24 protein-coding genes are annotated in these 26,551 nt (G+C 69.3%); 17 read left to right on the plus strand and 7 right to left on the minus strand.

Annotated features, from left to right (window positions below):
• Positions 1-110 precede the first annotated feature (110 nt).
• The 5 genes from ACFV9C_RS06315 (at position 111) to ACFV9C_RS06335 (ending at position 6,176) form a co-directional block, all read left to right on the plus strand.
• On the plus strand, positions 111-1,166 hold the full coding sequence (locus ACFV9C_RS06315; RefSeq protein WP_380191035.1) for a LacI family DNA-binding transcriptional regulator: 1,056 nt from the start codon (positions 111-113) through the stop codon (positions 1,164-1,166).
• A gap of 124 nt (positions 1,167-1,290) precedes the next feature.
• Positions 1,291-2,211: a carbohydrate ABC transporter permease gene (locus ACFV9C_RS06320; protein ID WP_380191036.1), complete on the plus strand. Its 921-nt coding sequence runs from the start codon at positions 1,291-1,293 to the stop codon at positions 2,209-2,211.
• Positions 2,208-3,050, plus strand: coding sequence for a carbohydrate ABC transporter permease (locus tag ACFV9C_RS06325; protein WP_380191037.1), 843 nt, complete (start codon positions 2,208-2,210; stop codon positions 3,048-3,050). Before ACFV9C_RS06320 ends, ACFV9C_RS06325 begins: the two co-directional genes overlap by 4 nt.
• 11 nt (positions 3,051-3,061) lie before the next feature.
• Positions 3,062-4,414 (plus strand): ABC transporter substrate-binding protein, encoded by a 1,353-nt coding sequence (locus ACFV9C_RS06330; protein WP_380191038.1) that lies wholly within the window; start codon positions 3,062-3,064, stop codon positions 4,412-4,414.
• A 22-nt stretch (positions 4,415-4,436) separates the two neighbouring features.
• The gene (locus tag ACFV9C_RS06335) at positions 4,437-6,176 is read left to right on the plus strand and encodes a beta-galactosidase family protein (RefSeq protein WP_380191039.1); all 1,740 of its coding nucleotides are present in this window, start codon (positions 4,437-4,439) and stop codon (positions 6,174-6,176) included.
• Between the two features lie 90 nt (positions 6,177-6,266).
• Here ACFV9C_RS06335 and ACFV9C_RS06340 read toward each other — a convergent pair whose 3' ends face one another.
• The 3 genes from ACFV9C_RS06340 to ACFV9C_RS06350 all read right to left on the minus strand — a co-directional run bounded on the left by ACFV9C_RS06340 (position 6,267) and on the right by ACFV9C_RS06350 (position 9,690).
• Positions 6,267-6,863: a hypothetical protein gene (locus ACFV9C_RS06340; RefSeq protein ID WP_380191040.1), complete on the minus strand. Its 597-nt coding sequence runs from the start codon at positions 6,861-6,863 to the stop codon at positions 6,267-6,269.
• Positions 6,860-8,212, minus strand: a complete 1,353-nt coding sequence (locus ACFV9C_RS06345; RefSeq protein ID WP_380191041.1) for a hypothetical protein — start codon at positions 8,210-8,212, stop codon at positions 6,860-6,862. The genes ACFV9C_RS06340 and ACFV9C_RS06345 overlap by 4 nt, the downstream gene beginning before the upstream one ends.
• Before the next feature lie 110 nt (positions 8,213-8,322).
• A complete protein-coding gene (locus tag ACFV9C_RS06350) occupies positions 8,323-9,690 on the minus strand; it encodes a nucleobase:cation symporter-2 family protein (protein WP_380191042.1) in 1,368 nt (455 codons plus the stop codon).
• A gap of 217 nt (positions 9,691-9,907) precedes the next feature.
• Here ACFV9C_RS06350 and ACFV9C_RS06355 point away from each other — a divergent pair, with 217 nt between their 5' ends.
• The gene (locus ACFV9C_RS06355; RefSeq protein WP_380191043.1) at positions 9,908-11,047 is read left to right on the plus strand and encodes an ROK family protein; all 1,140 of its coding nucleotides are present in this window, start codon (positions 9,908-9,910) and stop codon (positions 11,045-11,047) included.
• 1 nt (position 11,048) lies between these two features.
• On the opposite strand, the gene ACFV9C_RS06360 is transcribed toward ACFV9C_RS06355, so the two are convergent.
• Positions 11,049-11,846, minus strand: coding sequence for an LLM class flavin-dependent oxidoreductase (locus ACFV9C_RS06360; protein ID WP_380191044.1), 798 nt, complete (start codon positions 11,844-11,846; stop codon positions 11,049-11,051).
• 257 nt (positions 11,847-12,103) lie between these two features.
• On the opposite strand from ACFV9C_RS06360, the gene ACFV9C_RS06365 reads away from it, so the two are divergent.
• Entirely contained in the window at positions 12,104-13,894 is a 1,791-nt protein-coding gene (locus ACFV9C_RS06365; protein ID WP_380191045.1) for a bifunctional metallophosphatase/5'-nucleotidase, read from the plus strand.
• 150 nt (positions 13,895-14,044) lie between these two features.
• Here the strand turns inward: ACFV9C_RS06365 and ACFV9C_RS06370 are convergent, their stop codons facing one another.
• Positions 14,045-14,611 carry a helix-turn-helix domain-containing protein gene (locus ACFV9C_RS06370; RefSeq protein WP_380191046.1) on the minus strand — a complete coding sequence of 189 codons (567 nt, stop codon included), beginning with the start codon at positions 14,609-14,611 and terminating at the stop codon, positions 14,045-14,047.
• A 154-nt stretch (positions 14,612-14,765) separates the two neighbouring features.
• On the minus strand, positions 14,766-15,518 hold the full coding sequence (locus ACFV9C_RS06375; RefSeq protein WP_380191047.1) for a hypothetical protein: 753 nt from the start codon (positions 15,516-15,518) through the stop codon (positions 14,766-14,768).
• A 56-nt stretch (positions 15,519-15,574) separates the two neighbouring features.
• Between ACFV9C_RS06375 and ACFV9C_RS06380 the strand changes: the two genes are divergently transcribed.
• The 10 genes from ACFV9C_RS06380 to ACFV9C_RS06425 all read left to right on the plus strand — a co-directional run bounded on the left by ACFV9C_RS06380 (position 15,575) and on the right by ACFV9C_RS06425 (position 25,545).
• Positions 15,575-15,991 (plus strand): MarR family winged helix-turn-helix transcriptional regulator, encoded by a 417-nt coding sequence (locus tag ACFV9C_RS06380; RefSeq protein ID WP_380191048.1) that lies wholly within the window; start codon positions 15,575-15,577, stop codon positions 15,989-15,991.
• Positions 15,988-16,905 carry a pyridoxal-phosphate dependent enzyme gene (locus ACFV9C_RS06385; RefSeq protein ID WP_380191049.1) on the plus strand — a complete coding sequence of 306 codons (918 nt, stop codon included), beginning with the start codon at positions 15,988-15,990 and terminating at the stop codon, positions 16,903-16,905. Before ACFV9C_RS06380 ends, ACFV9C_RS06385 begins: the two co-directional genes overlap by 4 nt.
• Positions 16,906-17,003: 98 nt before the next feature.
• Entirely contained in the window at positions 17,004-18,179 is a 1,176-nt protein-coding gene (locus tag ACFV9C_RS06390) for an ROK family protein (RefSeq protein WP_380191050.1), read from the plus strand.
• 56 nt (positions 18,180-18,235) lie between these two features.
• Entirely contained in the window at positions 18,236-19,915 is a 1,680-nt protein-coding gene (locus ACFV9C_RS06395; RefSeq protein WP_380191051.1) for an ABC transporter substrate-binding protein, read from the plus strand.
• 4 nt (positions 19,916-19,919) lie between these two features.
• A complete protein-coding gene (locus tag ACFV9C_RS06400; protein ID WP_380191052.1) occupies positions 19,920-20,903 on the plus strand; it encodes an ABC transporter permease in 984 nt (327 codons plus the stop codon).
• Complete coding sequence (locus tag ACFV9C_RS06405) at positions 20,900-21,790, plus strand: ABC transporter permease (protein WP_380191053.1); 891 nt, start codon at positions 20,900-20,902, stop codon at positions 21,788-21,790. Before ACFV9C_RS06400 ends, ACFV9C_RS06405 begins: the two co-directional genes overlap by 4 nt.
• Complete coding sequence (locus ACFV9C_RS06410) at positions 21,783-22,754, plus strand: ABC transporter ATP-binding protein (protein ID WP_380191054.1); 972 nt, start codon at positions 21,783-21,785, stop codon at positions 22,752-22,754. Before ACFV9C_RS06405 ends, ACFV9C_RS06410 begins: the two co-directional genes overlap by 8 nt.
• Entirely contained in the window at positions 22,751-23,674 is a 924-nt protein-coding gene (locus ACFV9C_RS06415; RefSeq protein WP_380191055.1) for an ABC transporter ATP-binding protein, read from the plus strand. Before ACFV9C_RS06410 ends, ACFV9C_RS06415 begins: the two co-directional genes overlap by 4 nt.
• A gap of 9 nt (positions 23,675-23,683) precedes the next feature.
• Positions 23,684-24,721: a sugar phosphate isomerase/epimerase family protein gene (locus tag ACFV9C_RS06420; protein ID WP_380191056.1), complete on the plus strand. Its 1,038-nt coding sequence runs from the start codon at positions 23,684-23,686 to the stop codon at positions 24,719-24,721.
• Positions 24,718-25,545: a PIG-L deacetylase family protein gene (locus ACFV9C_RS06425; RefSeq protein WP_380191057.1), complete on the plus strand. Its 828-nt coding sequence runs from the start codon at positions 24,718-24,720 to the stop codon at positions 25,543-25,545. Before ACFV9C_RS06420 ends, ACFV9C_RS06425 begins: the two co-directional genes overlap by 4 nt.
• Here ACFV9C_RS06425 and ACFV9C_RS06430 read toward each other — a convergent pair.
• Positions 25,488-26,537, minus strand: coding sequence for a LacI family DNA-binding transcriptional regulator (locus ACFV9C_RS06430; protein ID WP_380191058.1), 1,050 nt, complete (start codon positions 26,535-26,537; stop codon positions 25,488-25,490). The genes ACFV9C_RS06425 and ACFV9C_RS06430 overlap by 58 nt on opposite strands.
• Positions 26,538-26,551: the final 14 nt, after the last annotated feature.

Genomic DNA, 26,551 nt, shown 5'->3' on the forward strand with positions numbered 1-26,551 from the left:
GAGGTCTGCTCCGGAATCCCCCTCCCCGGCATGTCACTACCTGCAATTCACCACCCGCCCATCCCGCGCTTGCTCCGCTCCGGCCACACCCAACTCCCTATATTGAGCACATGTCGAACCAGGCCAAGCCGTCGCGTCGCGGAGTCAAGGGGCACCCGAAGTCGGGGCCCTCGATCGGTGATGTGGCGCGCTTGGCGGGGGTGTCGGCGCAGACCGTCTCGCGGGTGTCGACCGGCGCCGACCCGGTCCGGCCGGAGACCAAGGAGCGCGTACTCGACGCGATGCGCCAGCTCGGCTACACCCCGAACCACGCCGCCCGCGCCCTCCGCCGCGGCAACTTCCGGTCGATCGGGCTGATGGCGCCGAAGATCATCCGGACCGGCGAGTCCAAGACCATCGAGGCGGTGATCGACGCCTCCCGCCGCGAGGGGTACTCGGTCAGTCTGGTCGACGTGGAGACACCGTCGTCCAGCGAGGTCAGCGACGCGGTGCAGCAGCTCAACCACCAGGCGATCGACGGCCTGATCATCATCCGTGCCGAAACCGCGACACCGAGCACACTCGCGCTCCGGCCGACGCTGCCGGTCGCCGTGTCCGACTCCCGGTTCATCGGGCATCATCCGTCGATCGGTGCCGACCAGGTCGGCGGCAGCCGCGCCGCCATACAGCACCTGCTGGAGCTGGGACACAAGACCGTGCACCACATCGCCGGACCCGACGGCTCGGGACCTGCCGAGATCCGGGCGACGGCATGGCGCCAGACGCTGGAAGAGGCCGGGCGCGCGGTGCCCGCGATCCTCAGGGGCGCCTGGTCCGCGGACTCCGGCTACGAGCTCGGCAAGGGGCTCGCCAAGCGCAAGGACGTCACCGCTGTTTTCGCTGCCAACGACGAGATGGCGTGCGGGCTGATCCACGCGCTGCACGAGGCCGGGCGGGAGGTGCCGCGCGACGTCAGCGTCGTCGGCTTCGACGACATCGACCTCGTCGAGCACTTCTGGCCGCCACTGACGACGGTCCGGCAGCCGTTCCAGCAGGTCGGCACCGAGTTGGTCGAGCTGATCCTCCGGCAGCTCCGGCAAGGCGCACCGCTGACCGACTTCCACGGCACGGTCGCCGCACCGCTGATCGTCCGCGAGAGCACTGTCGCGCCCCGCAAGCGCCGCTGACCGGCCGCAGCCGCGCCGGCTGATTCCCTGGTCACACACCTATGGACATGTTCACGTAAACAAGCTAACGTCCGGCTCAGATGTTTGCGTAAACAGAAACAAACAGAAACGGAGGTCGACGGACATGGCGCAGTCCGTGGCCCAGCGCGTGGCGATCGCACCCGCGACCCGGCGGAAGCGGGCCTTCAAGGACGGCAAGGGCTGGCTGTTCGTCGGTCCGTTCCTGGCCGTCTTCGCGGTCGCGTTCCTGGCCCCGATCGGGTACGCGATCTACCTCAGCCTGTTCCGCGAGCAGGCGTTCTTCGGCGGTCGCACGTTCGTTGGCCTCTCCAACTACACCGAGGCGCTCCAGGACCCGAAGTTCTGGGAGTCCTTCGGCCGGGTGGCGATATTCCTGGTCGTCCAGGTGCCGATCATGCTGGTCCTCGCGCTGCTCGCGGCGCTCGCGATCGACAGCGCGCGCCTGCACGCGGCCGGCTTCTTCCGGATCGTGATCTTCCTGCCGTACGCCGTACCGGGCGTGGTCGCCGTACTGATGTGGGGCTACATCTACGGCGACAACTTCGGCCTCGCAGCGAACCTGAACGACCTGCTCGGCACCGCGCTGAAGCCGTTGAGCGCGGGCTGGATGCTGCCGTCGATCGCGAACATCGTCACCTGGGAGTTCGTCGGCTACAACATGCTGATCTTCTTCTCGGCGCTCCGCACGGTCCCCGGCGAGCTCTACGAGGCGGCCGCGATCGACGGCGCCAACACCTTCCGGACCATCCTCGCGGTCAAGCTGCCCGCGCTGCGCGGAGCGATCGTGATCGCGACGATCTTCTCGATCATCGGCAGCTTCCAGCTCTTCAACGAGCCGAACATCCTGCGCACGCTGGCGCCGAACGTGATCAACACGTACTACACGCCGAACATGTACGCCTACAACCTCTCGTTCGCCGGCCAGCAGTTCAACTACTCGGCCACCGTCGCGATCGTGATGGGCGTCATCACCGCGATCATCGCGTACATCGTCCAGCTCCGCGGCTCCCGGGAGGCGCTGTGAAGACCAAGCGTTCCAAGGTACTGACCGCGGCGATGGTCCTGTACCTGCTCTATACCATCGTCCCGCTCGCCTGGCTGTTGCTCAGCGCAACCAAGACCCAGGACGACCTGCTCTCCACGCCCGGCCTGTGGTTCGGCAACAGCTTCGCGTTCTTCAGCAACGTGAAGGACACGCTGACCTACGACAGCGGGATCTTCCTGCGCTGGTTCGGCAACACCCTGCTGTACGTCGTGGTCGGCGCCGGCGGGGCGACCCTGCTGGCGACCGCGGCCGGCTACGGGCTGGCGAAGTACAAGTTCGCCGGCCGTCGCGCGGTGTTCGCCGTACTGCTCGGAGCGGTCGCCGTACCGGGGACCGCGCTCGCCGTACCGACGTTCCTGATGTTCTCGAACCTCGGGCTGACGAACACCGTGTGGGCGATCATCATCCCGTCGCTGGTCAGCCCGTTCGGCCTGTACCTGATGTGGGTCTACTCCGCCGACGCGGTCCCGCCGGAGCTGCTCGAGGCGGCCCGGATCGACGGCGCCGGCGAGGTCCGCACGTTCTTCACGGTGGCGCTGCGGCTGCTCAGCCCCGGCATCGTCACCACCTTGCTGTTCGCGATGGTCTCGACCTGGAACAACTACTTCCTGCCGCTGATCATGCTCAGCAAGCCGAATCTGTACCCGCTCACCGTCGGGCTCACCCAGTGGAGCAACCAGGCGACGGGAGTGGGCGCCCGCCCCATCTACAACCTGGTGATCACCGGATCGTTGCTGACCATCGTGCCGTTGGTGATCGCCTTCCTCCTTCTCCAGCGCTTCTGGCAATCAGGCCTGAGCGCCGGCAGTGTGAAGTGAAAGGAAACAGCATGAAGTCACACCTTCGCGGCCTCCGGCAGCTGGTGGTTGCCGGAGCCGCGCTGACGGCGCTGGCCGTGGTCGCGGCGTGCGGCGGCGGGTCGTCGAGTTCGGGCGGGTCGGGCAGTCAGTCCACGGGTTCGGCCGACGCGGTCGACGCGGCGCTCAAGGCGGGCGGCGAGCTCACGTACTGGAGCTGGACGCCGTCGGCGCAGGCGCAGGTCACCGCGTTCACGAAGCAGTACCCGAACGTCAAGGTGAACCTGGTCAACGCGGGCACCGGCAACGACCAGTACACCAAGCTGCAGAACGTGATCAAGGCCGGCTCGGGCGCACCCGACGTCGCGCAGGTCGAGTACCAGGCGCTCCCGCAGTTCGCGCTCCCGGGTTCGCTGGTCGACCTGAACCAGTACGGGTTCTCGCAGTACGAGTCGTCGTACACGGCCTCCACCTGGGCGTCGGTGCACGCGGGCAGCGGGCTGTACGGGCTGCCGCAGGACTCCGGGCCGATGGCGCTGTTCTACAACAAGGAGGTCTTCGCGAAGTACGGGATCGCCGTACCGAAGACCTGGGACGAGTACGTCGCGGCCGCGAAGAAGCTGCACGCCGCGAACCCGAAGGCCTACATCGCCAACGACTCCGGTGACGCCGGGTTCACCACCAGCATGATCTGGCAGGCCGGCGGTACGCCGTTCAAGACCGACGGCAAGAACGTCACGATCAACCTGCAGGACGACGGTACGAAGAAGTGGACCGGCACCTGGAACCAGCTGGTCCAGGGCGGCCTGGTGGCGAGCATCCCGGGCTGGACCGACGAGTGGTACAAGGCGCTCGGCGACGGCACGATCGCCACGCTGCCGACCGGTGCCTGGATGCCCGGCGTGATGGAGTCCTCGGTCAAGGCGGGCGCCGGCAAGTGGGCGGTCGCGCCGATGCCGACGTACGACGGCCAACCGGCCACCGCGGAGAACGGCGGCAGCACCGAGTCGGTCCTCAAGCAGAGCAAGAACCCGGCGCTCGCGGCGGCGTTCGTCCGGTGGCTGAACCACGACGAGGGCGTGAAGACGTTCCTCGCCAGCGGCGGCTTCCCGGCCACCACGGCCGACTTGAAGGACCCGGCGTTCGTCGGCAAGGCCAGCGCGTACTTCGGCGGCCAGAAGATCAACGAAGTACTGACCGGTGCCGCCGACTCCGTCGTGAAGGGCTGGACGTACCTGCCGTACGAGCTGTACGCGAACAGCATCTACGGCGACACCGTCGGCAAGTCGTACCAGTCCAAGTCCGACCTCAACGCCGGCCTGAAATCCTGGCAGGATGCCCTGGTGACGTATGGCAACCAGCAGGGCTTCCAGGTCAACGGCTGAACCTTCAGAGAAACGAGCTCCAGTGCCTGACTTCGCGATCGGTGCGTCCGACTTCCTGCTGGACGGCCGCCCGTTCCAGATCATCTCCGGTGCACTGCACTACTTCCGGGTGCACCCGGACTGCTGGGCCGACCGCATCGAGAAGGCACGGCAGATGGGGCTCAACACCATCGAGACGTACGTGCCGTGGAACCTGCACAGCCCGCGGCCCGGTGCGTTCGACACCATCGGGATCCTCGACCTCGGCCGCTTCCTGCGCGAAGTGGCCGAGGCGGGGATGTACGCGATCGTCCGGCCCGGCCCGTACATCTGCGCCGAGCTCGACAACGGCGGGCTGCCTCCGTGGCTGCTGCGCACGCCGGGCATCGGGGTACGGCGGTACGAGCCGCAGTTCATGACCGCGGTGACGTCGTACCTGGAGAGCGTGCTGGAGATCGTGCGGCCGCTGCAGATCGACCAGGGCGGGCCGGTTCTCCTCGTGCAGGTGGAGAACGAGTACGGCGCGTTCGGGTCCGACCAGACGTACCTGAAGGCATTGGCCGACGTCATCCGCGCAGGCGTTGCCGTTCCGCTCGTCACCGTCGATCAGCCGACGGACGAGATGCTCGGCGCGGGCGGGCTGGACGGCGTACTGCGGACCGGGTCGTTCGGGTCGCGGGTCGCGGAGCGGCTGGAGACGCTGCGCCAGCACCAGCCGACCGGGCCGTTGATGTGCATGGAGTTCTGGGACGGGTGGTTCGACTACTGGGGCGGGCGGCACCACACGACCTCGGCGGCCGACGCGGCGGCCGAGCTCGACGCGCTGCTGGCCGCGGGGGCGTCGGTGAACATCTACATGTTCCACGGCGGCACGAACTTCGGGCTGACCAGCGGCGCGAACGACAAGGGCGTGTACCGCGCGACCGTGACGTCGTACGACTACGACGCGCCGCTCGACGAGGCCGGTCGGCCTACGGAGAAGTACTTCGCTTTCCGGGACGTGCTCTCGCGGTACGCACCGGTACCTGCTTCGGTGCCTTCGGCGGCTCCTGCCGCGCCCGAGTTCAACGTTGCATTGGGCGAGCCGGCCGGGTTGCTCGCCTGCCCCGGCGGTCGTTGGTCGGACCACCGGTCGATGCCGACGCTGGACGAGCTCGATGCGCGGCTCGCGATCTTCCGGACCGAGCTGCGGCAGGGCGGCCCGGCGTTGCTGACCTTCGGTGAGGTCCGCGACCGCGTGCAGGTGTTCCTGGACGGCGCGCCGGTCGGCGTACTCGAACGGGAACGCCACGAGCGCACCATCATGCTCCCGCACACCCGCGGCCGCCTCGAACTGGTCGTCGAGGACATGGGCCGGGTGAACTACGGTCCCCGGATCGGCGAGCAGAAGGGCCTGATCGGGCCGGTCCTCCTCGGCACCCTCGAGCTCACCGACTGGTCCGCGTGCCCCATCGACCTCGACCACCTCCCACAACTCTGGCGAGCCGCCGGCCCCACCCCGTCAACCCTCGTCCCCGGCCCCACCGCCTGGCACGCCACCTTCGAGTCCGTCGCCCGCGCCGACCTCTTCCTCCGTACCGATGCCTGGGGCAAGGGTTACGCCTGGATCAACGGGTTCTGCCTCGGCCGGTACTGGCGGCGCGGGCCGCAGCAGACGTTGTACGTACCCGGTCCGTTGCTGGTCGAGGGACCCAACGAACTCGTCGTACTCGAGCTGGAAACCCCCACCTCCCTCACCGCCACCTTCACCGCCCGCCCATGGCTCGGCCACACCGACCTGTAGTGGAGCGGTCAAACGAAAGAACAAAAAGACAGCGGATGGAGTGGGAGTTGGGCGCGTCGCCGGTCCGGCAGGCCAGTGACAGGTTGGCGCTCAGGACGGAGGCTCTCGGGTCTGTTGTGCGCGCTGCGCCGCCCGGGCTCGCACCTTGTCGAGCTCGATTCGATCTTGGTCATCCAACGTGGCCAGCGTCTCGGCATCGATCGGGATCGGCGCCTGCGCCAACCGGTCGTCGAGGCTGCCATAGACCACACCGGCGATGGGGAGCTCGATCCCGGCCTGGCCGTTCCAGAACTCGCCTCCGAGCTCAAAGACCTGCACCATAGGCTCGTACGGATCATCGAACTCCGGGAAGCGCTCGTACGGCCGACCTCCCAGCGACGCCCACCGGAACATGTCAGTAATGACCTTGCGAACCAATGGGTTGTTCAGTTCGTGGCCACTCTCGTCCTCAAGCCGCTCCACCCAGGTCGGATCGCTCTCGACTGACGGATCGAGCGCCAGGGCAATATTCGAGAACGGCCAGCGCTCGGTAATCCCCAGCGCGTTCGCCCAGACCGCCTTGCGCCGAAAGAACTCACTGGCCAACTGCCGCCGTGACGTCTCATGCAGTTGCTCGGCCTCGTCGTCGTCCCATCTCGCCCCGACCAACCGCGTCAGGAGCCGCTCACGCGCCACCGTTTCCGTCACAGCCCCAATCCTTCCTTCGCCACCCGAACCACCTCGTCCAGATTGGAGAGGTCCTCTGCCACTCGCAAATCACCCTGCGGCAGGTTCAGCTTCTCCCAGTGTCCAAGCAGGTCCCTCATCGCCGCTTGCAGGCTCCGCGGCGCCACGGTATGTGCCGTCGGATACTCCTCTCCGACCTTCGGCCCACGCTCGTCCCAGGCGTCGGTAGCCGCAAGCAGATACGGGACCCCAGCCTCCATCAGTCTCGCCTCCACGTATTCGTGTGCCAGCAGTGACCAGAACCGCGCCTGCTGTTTGTCTGTCAGATCTGCACCCGAAGCAACCTGCTCCCACAGTTGCCCGACCATCGGGAGCGGCGTGAAGTAGCCGTGTCTTGTCTCACCGGGTCCGACAGCAACGTCGTGCTGCCGAATGAACAGATTCTCTTTCGCGACTTCGACAACCTCACGCGGGTATCCGCTGTTGATCGCTACCGCGTCCACGTCGTCGGCTTCGCGGATCCGGCGGTAGATGTCCATATCGCGCGGATCGTCGGGCGTATCGACAAACTCGTGGGCGGGCTGGTCAGCGTGTTCGAGGGCCTGCTCCGCTTGGGGCTCGGTCGGTTGATCGCGTTGGATTTCGGCGGCGTTCGGGTGTTCCGTCGATGGTGGATCGGCAACCGGCCGACGACCGTCTTCGGTAGGCGTGGTGCGTGCGACCTCGGCTGAGTCCACGGGCGGCCGCTGTGGCTCGTCGATGTCGGCGGCTGCGCGGTGCTCTCGCACGGCGGGACCGGGCCGGCTGGCCGTGGCCGGTGGCTCGTTGGTGGGTGGGTCTTCGGGCGGTGGGTGGGATCCGCTGTGGTCGCCGGCGGCGGGATGGTCTTGCACAGCGGCGTTGGGTCCGTCGGCCGCGGCTGGTGGATCGTCGTCGGTCGGATCGTGGTTCTCGCGGGACCAGCCGGCGCGGGTGAAGACTGGGTCGTTCGCCATCTGCTCGCGGAGCTTTGCCGGGAGATGTGGCAGGTCGTCGGTTGACGGTTCGCGGGCGGGCCTGACGGCGTCGTGCTGAGGGGTGTCTTGCTCGGTGGGCTCGCGCGAGTCGGATGGATCGCGGGGTGACGTGTAGTGCAGCCTGGCGATGGTGTCGTCGGCTGCGAGCTTGCGGCGCATTTCGGGCGAGTATCGGTCGGCCCAGTTCGGGAGCGGCTCTTCGGGTTCGGGGACCGGGTCCGGACGTTCGGGCCGGGAGTCTGCGGGCTGTTCGCGATCGGGGCGGTCCGGGTCATGGTCGCCGTTCCTCGCGCGCAACTCGCTCACAACCACCCGCCTCTCGAACCAACAGGACCAGTCAGCACGGTACTTCATAACGTGACAGCCTGACCACGATCCGTCGTCCCCCTGGTGGGCGCCCTCGCCGTTAGCAACCAGGCACCTGCGAGCGGGGGCTGACCACCTCAGCCCGGCGGAACTATCCGTTAAGGGAGCGCAGTACCCCTTTCGTCCGGTGCCGCGGCGAAGACCGAGGGCTTGGCCTTGACGAGGGCGCGCCAGCGGTTGAAGAAGAGGTTGAGCAGTACGGCGGTGACGGCCGCGGCGCTGATGCCCGAGTCGAGGACGACGCCGACGCCCGACGGGAACTTGTCCCAGAAGTGCGGGCGGGCGATCGGGACCAGGCCCATCGCGATCGCCACCGCGACCACGACCAGGTTCAGGTTGTCGGCGTACTCGACCCGGGACAGCGTCCGGATGCCGCTCGCCGCGACCGACCCGAACAGCACGATCCCGGCGCCGCCGAGCACCGGAGCGGGGATCGCCGCGACCACCCGGCCGAAGATCGGCACCAGCCCGAGGAGGACCAGGACGCCGCCGCCGACCGCGACCGTGAACCGGGACTTGATCCCGGTGATCGCCACGAGGCCGACGTTCTGCGCGAACGCGCTCGCCGGGAAGGCCCCGAAGACCGGCGCGACGGTGCTCGACAGCATGTCCGCGCGCAGCCCGTTCGCCACCCGCCGGTGGTCGACGGGTGTCTCGACAATCTGGCCGATCGCGATGATGTCGGCCATCGTCTCGGTCATGATCACGAAGATCACGATCGTCATCGCGACGATCGCGCCGGCGTGGAACACCGGCGTACCGAGCCCGAAGATCGGCGGGAACGAGACGACCTTGCCGTGCGGTACGGCGGAGAAGTCGGCCTTGCCCCACGGTACGGCGACCAGCGTGCCGGCGATCATCCCGATCAGGATCGACAACCGGGACACGAACCCCTGGAACACGCGGCTGATCACCAGGATCACCAGCAGTGTCAGGCCCGCGAGCGCGATGTTGCTCGGGTTCCCGTACCCCTTCGCGCCGACCCCGCCGAGCGCCCAGTCGAAGGCGACCGGCAGCAGCGACACCCCGATCACCGTGATGATCGACCCGGTGACGACCGGCGGGAACAGCTTCACCAGGTGCGCGAAGAACGACGACGCGACCACGCCGATCAGGCCCGCCACCAGGATCGCGCCGAACACCGGCCGGACGCCGCCGTGCGAGGCGATCGACACCATCGTCGACACGCTCGCGAACGAGATCCCTTGCACGATGGGCAGTCTGGCCCCGAACGGCCCGAGACCCAGCGACTGCAGCAGCGTCGCGAGGCCGCTGATGAAGATGCCGGCCGTGACCAGCAACCCGATGTCCTGCGCGGACAGCCCGGCCGCACTGCCGACGATCAGCGGCGGTGCGATCAGCCCGCCGTACATCGTCAGGATGTGCTGGGTGCCGTAGACGACCAGCTGCGCGAAGGGCAGCCGTTCGTCCTCGGGGCGGGCGGGTGCAGGGGTGGTGGATGCCATGCTGCCTCCAACGCTTTTCCGCTCTACGGAAAGAAGATTCCGAACAGCGACAGAGTGACACACAGGCCAATCGCCGTCAACGGTTTGTTGAAGTCCAATGTTCCAGGGTTTCCGGCGTATCGGCTGCTCCCGGAGGGGTACCTCGTGCGGGTCACCGCCCGGCACGCGTGCCGGGAGGCGGGGTACTAGCCGTTCTTCGGTTCTATGCTGGGCGATCATGGTGGCGGACGGCGGGGATCCATCGCGGTTGCGGCGGCTCAACGAGCGGGCGGTGCTGGCCGCGGTGCGCGGCGCCGGGGAGCTGCGGGTGGCGCAGATCGTCGAGCAGAGCGGGATCGGGCGTACTGCGGTCGAAGAGGTGCTGGCGAGTCTGGTCGAGCGGCGCTGGCTGGTCGAGGAGAGTCCCGCGATCCGCGGACGGGGCCGGCCGGCGCGGAGCTACCGGTTTCGGGCAGAGGCTGGGTACGTCGTGGGGCTCGACATCGGGGCGTACTCCGTGCGCGGGGTGCTCACGGACCTCGACGGGCGGACGCTGGCGAGCACACGACAGACGGTGACGCCCGAGCTGGCACGTGCGGAGCGGTTGGCGGTCGCCGACGAGGTGGTCGCCGCCTGCGCCCGCCAGGCCGACGTACCGCCGAGCCGGGTGTGGGCCGTCGGCGCCGGCACCACCGGCATCGTCGACCCCACCGGCACAGTCGTCCAGGCCAACGCCATCCCCGACTGGGCCGGCACCAACCTCCCCTCCCACTTCACCACCCACCTGGCCCTCGCCGACAACGACAGCCAACTAGCCGCCCTCGCCGAACAACGCCACGGCACCTCGGCAGACATGGTGTTCTTGCATGCGGGGCGGCGGACCGGGCTGGCTCTGGTGATGGATGGGAAGTTGCGGCGGGGGGCGTTCGGGGCGGCGGCTGACATGTCGGCGTTGCGGGGGGTTGCCTGGGAGGCGGCGCTCGGGTATTTGCATGCGGTGGTGCCGGCCGACGTTCCGGTGGTGGACAAGGCCGAGCGGGCGTTCGCCGCCGCACGCGACGGGGATCGAGCCGCCCGCGCCGCCGTCCGGAAGTACGCCCAGGCGATGGCGGTGGCGGCCGCAACAGCGATCGCGATCGTCGACCCGCGCGTACTCGTCCTCGGCGGCGCGTTCTCGCAGGCGGCCGACGTACTCCTCGAACCGCTCACCGCCGAGCTCGACCGCCTCTGCCCGCGCGTCCCCGAAGTACGAGCCTCCGCTCTCGGCGCGCTCTGCGTCGCGCTCGGTGCCGCCAGCCTCGCCCTGGACGCGCTCAACGACCGCCTCCTCAGCCCTGCGCGCGGTCCCCTCCCCCCGCTCGCCGCGCGCAGCATCTGAGCTACTGACCGGCGAGCTTGGCCACCACGGGCGCGAGCGTGTCGGCGAAGTCGGCGCCGATGACGAAGTACGAGAAGCCGATCTCGTCCCGCCGCCGCTGGATCTCCTCAGCCGCAGCCACCGGGTCGCTCGGCAGGACGATCAGCGAGTCCGCTGCGTGAAGTGCCGCGGTGTCGAGACCGGGCGCCGCCATGAACGGCGCGACACCGTCACCGACTACAGCGACGTGCTGAGCAAGCTCGATGTCCCGACTGCCACCGAACTCCCGCACCCGGCGCGTGGTCTGCACCCGATCGTCGTCCGCCGGCAGCACGAACGTCACCCCGTCGGCGACCTCGAGCGCCAGCGCCTGCGACTTCGGTCCGCTCACCGCCATGATCACCGGCGTCCACACGTCCGGCCCGTCGTACTCCCGCAGCGCCGCCACGACCTGGCGCATCCGGCGCCGCCGCTCCGCCGGCGACACCGGCGGCATCCCCAGCTCGACCTCGATCCCCGGCCGCCCCGCGCCGAGGCCCATCTCGAACCGGCCCTCGGTCAGCGCCGAGAGCGAGTGGGCTTCCCAGGCGATGCTCGACGGCTCGTGCAGCGCGGCCGCGTACACCCAGGAACCGACCCGTAGATCGGCGATCGCCGCCGCGGTGGCCAGCGTCGGCGCGAGCGACGGCTGCCAGGTGGGTACGTCGGGCATCAGCAACGTCGAGTACCCGAGGTCGGCGACGCGCCGCGCCCGCTCGCGCCACGCCGCGAGGTCGGGGCCGATCGGGGCGACGACCCCGAACCGGAACGGTCTGGTCATTCTCACAGCCTGGTTCTGCATCGTGATGTCCCCTCGGGTCCGGGACCTCGGCGAGGTCCTCCTGCCCTGTCCACGAACTGCCCACCCGGAGTTCGACAACGCCCGCCCAAGATTAGCGCCGCGCACTTTTCGTCAGCCTGCCGATCCGCGCGTGTTCACCGACGCGTTGACGGATGTCTCGGCACCGCGTTAATAATGTCGGAAAGAGGCAATAATGCGCAAGAACGCGCAACCCCCTGCCAGGAAGTAGGTTCGCTGTGAACAGTCGGATCCGCCGCCGGACGTTCCTCACCGCCACCGGAGCCCTCGCCACCGCCACGGCCGTCGGCGACGTCGCCTACGCCACCCCAAACGCACTCGACGACGCTTCCGAGTACGTCGACGTACAGCTGCTGAACATCACCGACCTGCACGGATACCTGCAGCCGACGACGCCCGGACAGGGCAGCGTGATCACCGGCGCCGGTGGCGTCCAGGTGACCGTCGGCGGTGTCGGGTACCTGGCCACGCACCTCAAGCAGCTCCGCCAGGGCCGGAAGAACTCGATCTTCTTCTCCTCCGGGGACAACTTCTCCGGCTGGCCGTTCGAGGTCGACGCACACGCCAACGAGCCGACCGTCGAGGCGTTGAACGCGCTCGGCCTGCAGTTCAGTACGGTCGGGAACCACGAGCTCGACCATTCGGTGAGCTACCTGGTCGACCACATGGAGCACGGCGCGCCGTACCCGGTGAACGGCCGGGACGACAACTTCGTCGACTCCACCGGCCACAAGTTCCGCGGCGCAAACTTCCGCTTCTACACGGCCAACATCGTGCACGCGGACACCGGTCGGACGATCGTTCCGCCGTACAACATCGAATGGGTCGACGCCGGGCGCGGCAAGAAGCTTCCGGTCGCGTTCATCCACCTCACCGTGATGGACACGCCGACCGGATCCACGTCGTACCAGCCGGGGCTCAAGTCGCTGTCCGACGTGGAGCAGGCGAACAAGCTGGCGGCTCAGCTGAAGGCCCGCGGCGTCAACGCGATCGTGATCAACATCCACGACGGCGGTGTCGCCGGCAACGACTACAACGCCGGCACGAACCCGTCCGGCCCGGTGTTCCAGCTGGCCGCGAACGCGTCCCCGGACATCGCCGCGATCGTCACCGGGCACTGGCACTGCCGGTTCAACATGATGGTCCCGGACCCGAACGGCGTACCGCGGCCTGTCGTCGAGGCCGGCAACCACGGCTCGCTGATCAACGAGATCAACCTGAAGCTCGACCCGCGCACCGGCGAGGTGATCCGCGAGCTCACCACCTCGACGAACCACGCGAACACCCGCGACGTACCGGTCGACGAGGAACTGCAGTACATCGCCGACTACTGGACGGCCAAGGGCCAGAAGCGGTACGCCACTCCGCTCGCGAAGGTGACCGGCGACTTCACCCGGACGGCGAACGCGTCCGGCGAGAGCACGATGGGCAACCTGGCCGCGGACTTCGCGTACTGGGACGCGAACCAGCACGGCCAGGCCGACCTCGCGCTCATCTCGACCAAGCCGGTGTCCGGGTCGAACGCGCTGACCGGCGACCTGTTGTTTGCCAAGGGCACCAATGCGGCCGACGCGAACGGAACCGTACTGTTCGGTGAGGCGTGGGGCGCGTTCGGGTACGGCAACCCGATCCTGACCGTGACGCTGCCGGGGACGCAACTGCACGCCGCGTTCGAGGCGCAGTGGGTGCCGCAGGCGAACGGGACCGTCAAGTTCGCGCCGTTCGCGGTCTCTCAGAACGTCAGCTACAGCTACGACACCAGCAAGCCGATCGGCCAGCGGGTCGACCCCGCGAAGGTCCTCATCGACGGCAAGCCGCTCGACGTGAACCGCAGCTACCGGGTCGCCGCGCTCGCCTACACGCTGATCGGCGGCGACGGTACGACGGTGTTCACCGGTTTCAAGGACCCGTTCCGCAACGACCGCGACCACGAGGGCTTCATCGCCTACCTCCGGACCCACCCGGTCCTCACCCCGTCCACGCTCAACCGCGCCAAGCCGGCGAGCTGACCGGAAGCGCTCCAGGAGCCCGCCGCTCGGAGGCTGTCACGTCCTGCATTTTCCAGGGTATGACTACGGGATGACACCAGCTCCGGGCGGCGTTCAACGGAAAAGTGTCCGGAGACACGGGGTCACCTCAACCGGTTGGTTCACCCAACATTATCGGGCGGCGTACGGCTGTTCGCCGGGCGCGACGCTGCGCAGCTGAGCGCGGACCGTCGCGAGCTCGTGCCGGTACACCGGGCGGGCCACGTCGCAGGTGTGGGTCAGGTGCCGGTTCCGCAACATCCGCTGGACCTCGTCGACGTCCACGCCGAGTGTGGCCGCTGCGGTCGACAACGTCAGCCAGCCGTCCCGCAGCTTCGCCAGCACGTCCACGTCGACACGCCGCAACGGCAGTTCCTTGCCGTGCGCCGTCAGCAGTCCGGCCGAGATCAGCCGCCGTACGCCGGTCTGCCCGAGGCCGAGGACCGTGCCCGCCTCCGCGACCGACATCCACTGGTCGAGACCTGACTGGACCACGTCGGACAGCAACAGCCGGCGGTGCGACCGGGACCTGGCCGGCAGGTGGCCGGCGCGGACGAGTCCCGCGACGCGCTGCGGCGAAACGCCCAGCAGGACCGCGGCCTGCGCGGTCGTGATCAACGGATCGTCGACCATCATCGGCTCGCCGAGCAGCTCGGCCAGCCGGGCCCGATAGTCCTGAGCCAGCTCCCCAACAGTCATCGCAGCCCCTCCCCAGGTTCGCCTCCATCACGAGCTACGACACGGGGTCCGGGGTCTGCTCTGCGATGAATTCTGACACACTCCGCGACGAAGTGACGCACGTTCGCATGCCAATTTCGGTTTCCGGCGCGGGACATCGGAAACCGGCGCGGAGTCACTGGATCAGGCCGTTCCAGTCGATCGTGTGCTGACCGGGTGCGATGTCGCCGCGGACGAACCTGGTCGGGTCGCCGGCTGCGCGCGGGTTCGAAGCGAGCCAGGCGGCGACGCCTTCCGGGTGCCGGCGGTCGAGTTCGTCCAGGTACGCCCGGCGCTCGTCCACGACGCGCAGATGGTCGGCGAGCGACAGCGCCCGCTGCAGGCCGGGAAAACTGGCCCGCCAGGCAAGGCACAAGGCCTCGTCACTCAAGTCGGCCAGGTCGGCCAGGTCGGCCAGATCGTGGGCAGGCCGCCGCACCTCCCCCGGAGCCGCAGCCGCAGCCGCAGGGTGTTTCGCCTTGAGCTTCGGCCGCAACGTAGGCCGTAGATCCACGGTGGGACGAGCCGCCGGCTGTTCGCGGAACCAGCCGATCCAGTGCGGCACGACGTACGGCGATCCGGCGATCGCGAACAGGCCGAGCAGAACGGCCGGCCACGTGCCCGCCAGCGAACCCACCCCGCCGAACACGATCGTCCCGACGCCGGACAGCACGGTGCACTTTGCGACGATCCGCCACACCTCGCGCGGCCGCCGGGTGGTCTCGTCGGGATTCAGCACGACCAGCGCGATCGTCCCGCCGGTGGCACCGGCCACCGCGAACAGCAGCACCAGCACGGACACCGGCCAGTCCGCCGCTCCGAGCACGCCGGCCACCCCGGCGACACCGCAGAACCCGACCCAACCGACCCGGTAAACCATCGCGATCACTCGTCCTCCACGCTCGCTTCGCGCGGATTTATATCGTAACACGATACTCTGGACCCATGACCACCGAAGCACTGACGAAGGCGGACTTCGAGGCACTGGCGCGGTTCCGCTTCGGCATCCGGCGGTACCTGCGGTTCAGCGAGCAGACCGTCCGCGAACACGGGCTGACCCCGCAGCAGTACCAGCTGATGCTGGCGCTGAAGGGTTATCCCGGCCGCGACTGGGCAACGTTGCGCGAGCTCGCGGACCGGCTGCAGTTGCGGCACCACAGCGTCGGCGAGCTGGTCGACCGCGCGCAGGCCCAGGAGCTGGTACGCCGGGATCCGCATCCCGACGACGCCCGCGCGGTCCAGGTACGCCTGACCCCGCAGGGCGAACGCGCCCTCGGCCGCCTGAGCGCGCTGCACCGCGACGAGCTACGGCGGATGTCCGCGGTCCTCACCCTCCCCGAGTGGACCGAGGTGTCCTCGTGAACAGCCTCGACTTCCACCGGAGCATGCCGGGCTACGCGCCGACGCCGTTGATCGAGTTCGGCAACTACTGGGTGAAGGACGAGTCGAACCGGTTCGGCCTGCCGGCGTTCAAGGTGCTCGGCGCGTCGTGGGCGGTGAACCAGGCGCTCGGCCCGGCCCGCACGTTCGCCGAACTCGCCACGATGGTGCAGCCGGCAACGTTGGTGACGGCAACGGACGGGAACCACGGCCGCGCGCTCGCCTACCTCGCCCGGATCCTCGGGCTGACGTCCCGGATCTACGTGCCCGGCGGTCTGCCCGACGGCGCGCTGCACGCGATCCGCGGCGAAGGCGCGACCGTGATCGACATCGGACGTCCGTACGACGAAGCGGTCCGCCTGGCTGCCGACAGCATCGCCGGGAACGACGTACTGATCCAGGACACGGCCTGGCCCGGGTACGAGGACGTGCCGCGCTGGATCGTCGCCGGCTACGACACCCTCTTCCGCGAGATCGACGAACAACTCCCCGGCGTTCCCGACCTGGTCGTCGTCCCGACCGGCGTCGGCTCGCTCCTCCAGGCCGCCCTCGAGCACTACCGCGGCCGCGCCAAGGTCCTCGCCGTCGAACCCACCACCGCCGCCTGCGTCGGCGCCTCCCTCCAGGCAGGAAGGCCCGTCACTGTCGACACCTCGATCCCCACGATCATGGCCGGCCTCAACTGCGGCACCGTCTCCTCGATCGCCTGGCCCACCATCCGCGACCACCTCGACGCCGCCGTCGCCGTCACCGACGACGAGGCCCGCGCCGCCATGCACCTCCTCCACGCCCACCACATCTCCGCCGGCCCGTGCGGCGCGGCAGCCCTCGCCGGTGTCCAGAAGGCCGCACTCGAGGCAACCACCGTCGTGCTGATCAGCACCGAAGGCGGCTGAATCTCCTTCATCCCTTGACGATGCGGGAACCTCGGACCTACATTCGCATTACCGTCTAGAAAGTATCCAGACGGTACCCCCACGGACCGAGGTGGCCGATGTCCGGAGGTAGTCCGCGGTTGCTGCGCACGCTCAACGAGCGTGCGGCGATGGAGCTGCTGATCGAGCACGGCCCGTTGACCCGGGCCGAGGTCGAGGAGCTCACCGGACTGTCCAAGGCGTCGGTCGCCGAGGTACTGCGGCGGCTCGAGACGGCGGACCTGGTCCACAAGGCCGGGTCGAAGCCGAGCGCCGCGGGTCCGCCCGCGCAGCTGTGGGCGATCCAGGGCACCGCCTCGCTCGTCGTCGGCATCGACGTGACGCCGAAGGCGATCGACGTGGCGGTGGCCGATCTCGCCGGGCAGGTGCGCGGCGAGGCGCGGGTCCGGACGCCGAAGAAGTACGACGCGGTCGCGATCCTGTCCGACGCCGTGGCCACCGCGTGTACGGCGGCGGGTGTGGCGACCGACGACGTCGACCAGGTCGTCATCGGGATGCCGGGTGTGGTCGATCCGCACACCGGGCAGCTCACGTCGGTGCTGCAGGTGCCGAGCTGGTCCGGGTTCCACGTGCTCAACTCGGTGCAGGACGCGCTCGGGATCGAGCACGTACGGATCGAGAACGACGTCAACCTGGTCGCGCTCGAAGAGCTGGCCAAAGGTGCCGCCCGCGGGACGGACACCTTTGTCCTGCTGTGGATCGGCGAGGGTGTCGGCGCGGGCCTGGTGCTGCGCGGGCAACTCTGGCGCGGTGCCACCGGGCGCGGCGGCGAGCTCAGCAGCCTGATCGTGCCGGACCCGGTCAGCCGCTCCCGCGTGTACGACGAACAGGGCGGACCGCTGGAAGGAATCCTCGACGCCCGCGCGCTGCTGCGACTGGCAACCGCGCACGAACTGACGGCCCAGACGCCGGTGGACGCGGTCCGCACCGGCTTCGCCGACCCCGGCCGGTACGCCGGGTTCCTCGACGACCTCGCCTCCCGGATCGCGGTCGCGCTGATCAACGTCGTCGGCATGGTCGACCCGGAGCTCGTCGTGCTCGGCGGGCCCGTCGGGCAGACCGGCGGCGCCGGCCTGTGCGAACTGCTGACCCAACGTCTGGCCGGCACCCTGCTGGCGCGGACGCCGATCGTGACCAGTGCCGTTCAGGGCAACCCGGTGCGGGCCGGTGCCCTGGAGTTCGGCCTGTCCTTCACCCGCGACCGGATCCTGTCCGCCGGTACCGCCGGCCGCTGATCCGCTGCCCTGCACCTTCTCCGCCTTCGCCTCCGATCCTGACCCTGGAGGATCTCATGACCATCGATTTCTCCCGTCGTACCTTCCTCGCGGCCGGCGCCGCCGCTGCCGGAGTTGTCCTGGCCGGCTGCAGCGGCACCGCGGGTGCCGGAAAGGCCGGCGCCGGCAAGGGCGCGCTGATGACCCTGGCGTGCGAGAACAGCCGCACGTTCACCCGGAACTTCAACCCGTTCTCCCCGACCTCGCGCTGGGCCTCGACCAAGGCCATGTACGAGCCGCTGATGATCCAGAACTTCGCCACCGGCAAGCTCGAGCCGTCACTGGCCACGGCGTACACCTGGTCGAACGGCGGCCGCCGCCTTGAGCTGAAGCTCCGGGACGGCGTCAAGTGGTCGGACGGCACGCCGTTCACCGCCGCCGACGTGGTCTTCACCTTCGAGCTGATGAAGGCGAACCCCGGCCTCATCGGTCCGGCCTCCGGGGTCTGGCACGACTTCCTCGCCGCGGTGTCGGCGCCGGATCCGGGCACCGTGCGGTTCGACTTCCGCAAGGTGTACTCCCCCGGCCTCTACCTGCTGGCCGGGCAGTTCGTCGTCGGCAAACAGGCCTGGTCCGCGGTCACCGACCCGGTGAAGTACACCAATGAGAACCCTGTTGCCACCGGCCCCTTCACGACCGTCTCGGTGTTCGGCGCGCAGCAGTACCAGCTGACCCAGAACCCGCACTACTGGCAGAAGCTGAACATCCGCGGCCTGAACGTCCCGGCGTACTCCGGCAACGACCAGATCGCGGCCGCGCTGGTGTCCGGGCAGCTGGACTGGGGCGGTACGGCGGTCGACCCGGACAAGACCTTCGTCCCGAAGGATCCGCAGCACTTCGGGTACTGGTGGCCGTTGACGAGCACGGTGTTCCTCGCGATGAACACCACCAAGAAGCCGTTCGACGACGTCCGCGTGCGCAAGGCGATCAGCCTGGCGCTCGACCGGCAGCGGATGATCCAGGTCGCGCTGTGGGGCAAGAGCGAGCCGGGCAACGCGTCCGGTCTGGCCGAAGGAGCCTTCACGGCCTGGATCGATCCGGCCGTGGTGGCGAGCGGCAAGTCCTGGGTGGACCACGATCCCGCCGCGGCCGCCGCTCAACTCGATGCCGCCGGCATCAAACTGGTGAACGGCAAACGGGTCGGGCCGGACGGCAAGCCGCTGCAGTTCACGATCGAGGTGCCGACCGGCTGGACGGACTGGATCGCCTCGTCCCAGGTCGTGTCGCAGAGCATGAACGCGATCGGCATCACGGTCGACCTACGGACGCCGGCGGTCGAGACCTGGACCGACAACACCCAGAACGGCCGGTTCGACCTCACGCTGACGAACAACGACCTGTCCGCGACGCCGTTCGAGTTCTTCCGCGCGATGATGTCCAGCCAGACCTACGCCCCGGTCGGTACGCCGTCCGCGCAGAACCTGCAACGGTTCAAGGACCCGCGCGCCGACGCCCTGCTGGACAAGTTCGCCGCGACGTCGGACCAGCAGGCCCAGAAGGGTTTCGCGCGACAACTGCAGGCGTTGTTCTCCGAGGACGCGCCGGCGGTCCCGCTGTACGGGCAGCCGAGCTGGGGGACGTACAACACCAAGCGGTTCAGTGGTCTGCCGTCGAGCAAGGACCAATACGCTCCGCTGAACAACCAGGGCGCCGGTACGACGTACCTGATCTGGCCCAAGCTCACCTACACGGCGTGATCAGATGGCCTTTCTGATCAGGCGTCTCGGCTTCTACCTGCTGGCCGCGCTCGTCGCGGTCTCGGTCAACTTCTTCCTGCCCCGGCTGGCGCCCGGCGACCCGGCCTCGACGATGTTCGCGCAGTACGGCAAGAACCTCACGCCCGCCGCCCTCGACAGCCTCAAGCAGGCGTACGGCCTGTCGAACGATCCGCTCGTCGTCCAGTACCTGCGCTACCTGGGCGATCTGCTGCACGGCAACCTCGGCGTCTCGCTCTCGCAGTTCCCGTCGCCGGTGACCTCGGTGATCGCGACCGGCCTGGGCTGGTCGGTGCTGCTCGGCGTCTTCAGTGTCCTGGTCAGCTTCGCGGTCGGCTGCGGGATCGGGGCGATCGCGGCCTGGCGGCGGTCCGGCGCGGTCGACCGGATCGCGCCGCCGGCGCTCATCTTCGTCGGCTCGTTCCCGTACTTCTTCCTCGCGCTGTTGCTGCTCTACCTGCTCGGCCTGAAGTGGAGCGTGTTCCCGCTCGGGCACGCGTACGACGACGGCCTGGTGCCGGAGTGGTCGTGGACGTTCGTGTCGAGTGTGATCAGCCATCTCACCTTGCCGGCCACCACGATCGTCCTGGTCTCGCTCGGCGCCTGGACGCTGAACATGCGCAACACGATGGTCGCGGTGCTGTCCGAGGACTACCTGGCCCTCGCCGAGGCGAAGGGCCTGCAGCCAGGGCGGGTACTGCGGCACGCCGCGCGGAACGCCCTGCTGCCGAACGTGACCATGCTCGGCGTGGTCCTCGGCGGCGTACTCAGCGGGCAGATCCTGACCGAGATCGTGTTCTCGTACCCGGGTCTGGGCTACCTGCTCCTGCAGGCGGTCAACACCGTCGACTACCCGCTGATGCAGGCGCTGTTCCTGATCATCACGCTCGCGGTGCTCGGCGCGAACTTCGTCGTCGACTCGCTCTACGTCCTGCTCGATCCCCGTGTCCGGCTCGGAGGCGCCCGATGAGACCACCGCGTTCGTTCTCGTTCTGGCTCGGCGTGGGTGTGCTGGCGGTGCTCGTCCTGGCCGCCGTGTTCGCGCCGGTGCTGGCGCCGTACGGGCCGTCGGAGGCCGGGCCGCTGAACGCGCCGCCGTCGTTCCAGCACCCGCTCGGGACGACCGGGCAGGGGTTCGACGTACTGAGCCAGTTCGTGTACGGCGCCCGGACGTCGTTCCTGGTGTCGTTCTCGGTGGCCGGGCTGACGACGCTGCTCGGGATCGTGGTCGGCCTCGTCTCGGCGTACGCCGGCGGCTGGGTGGACGACGTCCTTTCGCTGCTCACCAACGTGTTCCTGGCGATTCCCGGCGTACCGCTGATGGTGGTGCTCGCGGCGTTCCTGCCGCCGGGTGAACTGACCATCATCCTGGTGCTGACGTTCACCGGCTGGTCGTTCGGGGCGCGGCTGTTCCGGTCGCAGGCACTCAGCCTGCGGGAGCGGGAGTTCATCGCGGCGAGCCGGCTGGCGCGGGAAGCCCGGTGGCGGATCATCGTCGTCGAACTGCTGCCGAACATGTTGTCGATCACCGTCGCCTACCTGATCAACCAGGTGATCTACGCGATCACCGCCGAGGCCGGGCTGGAGTTCCTCGGCCTCGGGCACAGCAGCAAGGTCACCTGGGGCACGATGCTCAACTGGGCGCAGAACGACTCCGCCCTGCTGCAAGGGTATTGGTGGACGTTCGTCGTACCGGGGCTGGGGATCGCGCTCACCGCGTCGGCGCTCGCGTTGATCAACCACTCGGTCGACGAGAAGGCCGACCCACGGTTGCGGGCGGCACCGATGCTGCGCCGGGCGTTCGGGCTGCGCACGCGGAGCGCGTCGCTGATCACGCCGGTGGTGAGCCATGACTGAGGTACTGCGGGTCGAAGGACTGCGGGTCGGCTACGCGACCGAGGACGGCAACGTGCTGGTTGTCGACGGGCTGGACCTCGAGTTGCACAAGGGCGAGTTCCTCGGGCTCGCGGGCGAGTCGGGGTCCGGGAAGTCGACGGCGGCGCTTGCCCTGGTCCGGCTGCTCCGGCCGCCGGGCTTCATCTCCGGCGGCCGGGTGCTGCTCGGCGACGACGACATCCTGACGATGTCCGACCAGCAGGTCCGCGACATCCGCTGGCGCGAGGTGTCGATGGTCATGCAGAACTCGCTGAACGCGCTCAACCCGGTCGCCCGGATCGAGCGGCAACTGGCCGAGGTGCTGGACCGGGCCCGTCCCGGCGAACGCGCCGCGAGTACGCCGGCCGAGTTGCTCGACCTGGTCGGGATCGACCGCCGGCGGGTCCGCGCGTACCCGCACGAGCTGTCCGGCGGGATGCGGCAGCGGGTCGCGATCGCGATGGCGCTCGCCCTCCGGCCGCGGGTCGTGTTGATGGACGAGCCAACGACCGCGCTGGACGTCGTCGTCCAGCACGACATCATCAGCCAGGTCCGCGAGCTGCAGGCCGAGCTCGGGTTCGCGGTGCTGATGATCACCCACGACCTGCCGCTGCTGCTGGAGACGGCGGACCGGGTGTCGGTGATGTACGCCGGCCGGCTCGCGGAGACGGCCGCCGCCGCGGACTTCGCCGTACGGCAACGGCATCCGTACTCGCAGGCGCTGGTGTCGGCGGTGCCGTCGCTGACCGGTGGACCCGTACGGCTCGCGGGGCTCCCGGGCCAGCCGCCGGATCCGAGCGATCCGCCCACGGGTTGCCGGTTCCATCCGCGCTGCCCGCTCGCCGAGGAGATCTGCGCGGCCGAGCAGCCGCCGCTGGTCACGCTCGAGAACGGCCGCCGGGTGGCCTGCCACGTCACGACCAGGATCATGGAGGGTTCGCGATGAGCGCGCCGCTTATGGAGGTCCGCGAGCTCAGCAAGGTCTACCGGCCGAGCGGCCTGTGGTCGCGGTCCCGGGTGAACGCGGTCCGCGATCTGTCGCTGACCGTCGAGCCCGCCCAGATCGTCGCGCTCGTCGGCGAGTCGGGCAGCGGCAAGACCACGGCCGGGCGGATGCTCGCACGATTGGTGCGGCCAACGTCCGGGGCGGTCGACTTCGAGGGCCGGCCGGCCGGTCAGCACCCGGATCCGGCGGTGCAGATGATCTTCCAGGACGTCTTCGGTTCGCTGAACCCGGCGCACCCGGTCGGCCACCACCTGCGCCGCGCGATCGTCCGGTCGCCGCACTCCGGCGACGTCCAGCAGACCGTGTACGACCTGCTCGGGTCGGTCGGCCTGCGGCCGGCGGAACGGTTCGCGAAGAAGTACTCGCACGAGCTGTCCGGCGGCCAGCGGCAACGCGTCGGCATCGCCCGGGCGCTCGCGCCGCAGCCGCGACTGGTGATCGCCGACGAACCGGTCTCGATGCTCGACATGTCGGTCCGCGTCGACATCCTCAACCTGCTGGCCGGCCTGCGCGACCAGCGCGGCGTGGCGCTGCTGTACATCACGCACGACCTGGTCAGCGCGCGCTACCTCGCCGACCGGATCACCGTGATGTTCAGCGGGTACGGCGTGGAGTCCGCGCCTGCCACCGCCCTGCTCGACGAACCCCTGCACCCGTACACCCGGTTGCTGCTCGCATCCGTTCCCGGCTCGCACACCACAATCACCGGTCCCGCCGCCTCGCAACAGGCGCCAACGAGCGAGGGCTGCCCGTTCGCGGCCCGTTGCCCGCTGGCGATGGCGAAGTGCGTAACCGGCATGCCACCCGTGACCACGCTGCCCGGCGACCGCTGGGTGCGGTGTCACGCCGTCACTCCCTGAGGAGGCTTCGTGCTACAGATCGGCATCGACGGCCGCAAGTTCCCCCAGGCGGCCGAGCTCGGCCCGTTCAAGCTGCTCGAACGGTGCCACGAACTCGGGTACGCCGGGGTGTTCTTCCGGACCGTCCTGGACATCACCCCCGACCTCGACCAGGCGCTGCTGACCGACGTACGGCGGCTCGCCGACGAGCTCGGGCTGCGGCTCGACATGGGCCTCGGCAAGGTCAACCCGTTCAACACCCCGGAGGCGCCGGAGGTCCGCGACCTCGGCGACGGCGACTACCTCAAAGGCATGACCCGGATGATCGAGGCGGTCACCGCGATCGGCTGCCACGCGCTGTGGGTCGACACCGCGAACTACCAGCGGCACGGCTGGGGCCTGCACGCCATCGACCGGTTCCGCACCGACGTCACCTGGCCCGAACAGCTCGTTGCCACCCGCAACTTCCTGCGCCGGCTCGCCCCGGTACTGCGCGACCACGACGCGAAGGCCGCGGTCGAGACCCACGAGGAGATCACCACCACCGAGATCGTCCGGCTGGTCGAGGACGTCGGCGCGGACGTCCTCGGCGTGACGTACGACCCCGCGAACGTCGTGGTCCGCGGCGAGGACCCGGTCCAGGCGGCTCGACGCGTGGCGCCGTACACGGTGCTCACCCATCTGCGCGATGTGGTGCTGTACCCGACGCCGCGCGGGCTCGCGCGGCAGATCCGGGCCTGTGGCGACGGGATGATCGACTGGACGGCCTTGCTGGCACCGATCGTCGCCGAGGCACCGGTGAGCGTGCTGACGATCGAGAACGTCATCGACCGCGACTTCAACGACATCCCGATCTACGACCCGGCCTGGCAGGAAGGCCATCCGGACCTCGCGGTCGGCGAGGTGCTGGAACTCGTCCGGCTCGCGCAGCGCTACACCGACGATGTCGCGGCTGGCGGCCGGCCCGATCCCGACAGCTACTACACGGAGGCGCTCGATCCGGTCGACTTCGTCACCCGCTCCGCGCAGACGCTGCGCGCGACCCTTAGCGAACTGGAGGCCCGATGACGCACGCCCTGAAGATCCTGGTGGTCGGGGCGCACCCCGACGAGGCCGACATGTACGCCGGCGGTACCTCCGCGCTGCTCGCCGACGCCGGGCACGCGGTCAAGTACCTGTCGCTGACCAACGGCGACGCCGGCCATCACGCCCTCGAACGCGGCCCGCTGGCGAGGCGCCGCGCGCACGAGGCGGTCGAGGCGGCGCGGCTGCTCGGAGTGCTGGAGTACGAGATCTGGGAGTACCACGACGGCGAGCTCGAGGCGTCGATCGAGGTCCGCCGGCGGGTGATCGCGGCGCTCCGCTCGTGGCGGGCGGACGTGGTGATCGCGTTCCACGGCGAGGTACCGGGCCATCCCGACAACCGGGCGGCCGGGCGGGTGGTCCGGGACGCGGTCTCGTTCACCAGCGTGCCGAACGTGGTCCCGGACTCCCCCGCGCTCGACCGGCCGCCGCTGTGCCTGCTGATGCCCGACTACGGCTCGCTCGACGGGCACCGGCACGACGTCGCCGTGGACGTCGACGCCACCATCGAGGCCAAGCTCGGCGCGTGCGCGGCGCACGCGACGCAGTTCTTCGAGTTCGCGCCGCACCAGCGCGGGCTGAGCGGCCAGGTCCCGCCGGACGGCGACTGGCCGGCCCGCCGGGAGTTCATCCTGACCTACTGGGACGAGTTCATGGGCGTCGGCGAGGACGTCCGTCCGGCGCTGGCGAAGTACTACGGCGAGGAGCGCGCGGACGCGGTCCGGCACGCCGAGACCTTCCAGCTGGCCGACTACGGACGGACCGTCTCCGACGAGGAGCTCCGCCGCCTCCTCCCGCTCTTCGGCTGAGTCGACGAGCGCACCATCAGCCGGCTCGGCACGATCGTCCGGCGTTCGGCCGGCGGCTTGCCGTCGAGTTGGTCGATCAGGATCTGGGCCGCGCGCCGGCCCAGGTCCTGGCTCTGCAGGGCGACCGAGGTGAGACCGGTCGCGGACGCCGCGGCGGTGTCGTCGAAGCCTGCGACCGAGATGCCGGTGGTGGACGGGTTCTCGCGGAGCCATTGCAGGACACCGAGGGCCATGCCGTCGTTGAAGGCGAAGACGGCGGTGGGTGGGTCGGCACGGGTGAGGAGGCGGCCGGCGGCGGCGTGGCCCGATTCGGTGGTGAAGTCGCCGCGGTCGGTCAGTGACGGGTCCCGGGTGACATGGGCGTCGGCGAAGGCGCGTTCGACGCCGGCCAGGCGGGCGGCCATCGCCAGGTGGTTCTCGGCGGGGCCGTTGACGATGCCGATCCGGCGGTGGCCGAGGGCGAGCAGGTGCTGGACGACGGCGTACGCGCCGCCCTCGTCGTCCGGGTGGACCATCGGCAGGTCGTCGTCGGCGTACCCGATGACGACCGCCGGATACCCCTGGACCAGTAGGTCGGACAGTCCGGTCAGGCCGGCGCCGCCCTCGACCAGGAAGCCGTCGACGAGGCTGCGGCGGTCGAAGCGGGTGAAGGCCGACGTGGCGTCGCCGCCCGGCTCGCGGGTCGACAGCAGCAGGCCGTAGCCGCGGCCCGCCACCTCCTGCTCGGCGCCACCGATCAGCCGCATCAGGTGGTCGTTCGCGAACGTGAAGCCGGCCGCGTGCGGTACGACGAGCGCCACCACCTCGGTCCGGCCGCGGGCCATCGCGCGACCGCCCGCGCTCGGGCGGTACCCGAGCGCCGCGATCGCGGCCCGGACGCGTTCCCGCACCGGCTCGGTCACCGACTGCTCGTCGTTCACCACCCGCGAGACGGTCTGGTGCGAGACCCCGGCAGCGGCCGCGACGTCGCGCATGGTCGGCCGACCAGCCAATTCCGCCTCCTCAG

The organism is Kribbella sp. NPDC059898, from assembly GCF_042730855.1.
Classification (GTDB): Bacteria; Actinomycetota; Actinomycetes; order Propionibacteriales; family Kribbellaceae; genus Kribbella.